This window comes from Acidovorax sp. KPB24-07, from assembly GCF_057543315.1.
Genome location: NZ_BAAJYS010000702.1, coordinates 1 through 1153, shown reverse-complemented (window position 1 = coordinate 1153; position 1153 = coordinate 1). Strand labels below are relative to the sequence as shown.

The following is a 1153-nucleotide window of genomic DNA, read 5'->3' as shown; positions in this document are numbered from 1 at the left end:
GCGTGCTGCTGGCGCGCGCGCTGGCCGTGCAGGCCGAGGTGCTGCTGATGGACGAACCCCTGGCCAACCTCGATCCCCCGCACCAGGCCGACTGGCTGCACGCCATGCGCGCGCTGGCGGCGGGCGGCGGCACGGTGGTGAGCGTGCTGCACGAGGTGTCGCTCGCGCTGCAGGCCGATGACATGGCCATCATGGACCGCGGCCGCATCGTGCACCATGGCGCCTGCGCCGATCCGGCCACCCATGCTGCGCTGCAGGCCGTATTCGACCAGCGCATCCAGGTGCAGCAGGTGGCGGGCCTGTGGGTGTCGCTGCCGCGCATCGACTAGGGCCCGGCCGGCGTCCCGACCACCGCTTTCGCCCCTTTTTTTCGAACGACTTCCGAGACATTGCGCATGCAGATCGAAACCCCTCCCGCCGAACGGCGCTCCGAAAAACCCGACGGCGAGCGCCGCGGCATCGTGCTGGTCAACACCGGCAACGGCAAGGGCAAGAGCACCGCCGCGTTCGGCCTCGCCCTGCGCGCCCACGGGCGCGGCAAGCCGGTCAAGATCTTCCAGTTCATGAAGGTGCCCACCGCGCGCTTCGGCGAGCACCGCATGTTCGAGCAGCTGGGCATCCCCATCGAGGGCCTGGGCGACGGCTTCACCTGGAAGAGCCGCGACATCGACCAGTCGGCCGAACTGGCCCGCGCCGGCTGGGAGCGCGCGCGCGCCGCCGTGCTGGGCGGCGAATTCTTCCTGGTGGTGCTGGACGAGATCACCTACCCGCTCATCTACGGCTGGCTGCCGCTCGACGAGGTGCTGCAGGTGCTGCGCGACCGCCCGCGCCATGTGCACGTGGTGCTCACCGGCCGCCGTTGCCCGCCCGAGGTGATCGAGCTGGCCGACACGGTGACCGAGATGGGCATGGTCAAGCACGCGTTCCAGGCCGGCGTGCCTGCGCAGCGCGGCATCGAGGATTGAGCCCCGCCGACCGCCCCCGCGCCGCGATGCCATCCCCCACGCCGCCCAACGGAGGTGCGCAGGGCTCCGCCTTCTCCGCAGAGGAGCGCGCCGCCGTGTACCGCGCCATCCGCGAGCGCCGCGACATGCGCCACTTCGCGGGCGGGCAGGTCGCGCCCGAGGTGCTGGCGCGGCTGCTGGAGGCCGCG

Annotated in this window: 2 protein-coding genes and 1 pseudogene; all 3 read left to right on the top strand. The window is 72.0% G+C overall.

Going from position 1 to position 1153, the window contains the following annotated elements:
- On the top strand, positions 1-329 hold a 329-nt coding region (locus AC27IQ_RS25120; protein ID WP_487091238.1), incomplete at its 5' end, for an ATP-binding cassette domain-containing protein.
- Positions 330-395: 66 nt separating this feature from the next.
- A complete protein-coding gene (cobO, locus tag AC27IQ_RS25115; protein ID WP_272564138.1) occupies positions 396-965 on the top strand; it encodes a cob(I)yrinic acid a,c-diamide adenosyltransferase in 570 nt (189 codons plus the stop codon).
- A 26-nt stretch (positions 966-991) separates the two neighbouring features.
- A pseudogene (locus tag AC27IQ_RS25110) lies at positions 992-1153 on the top strand (5,6-dimethylbenzimidazole synthase); the annotation flags it as partial.

Bases quoted from the DNA above. Each gene is read 5' to 3' on its own strand.
- cobO (WP_272564138.1), top strand. From the start codon at position 396: ATGCAGATCGAAACCCCTCCCGCCGAACGGCGCTCCGAAAAACCCGAC.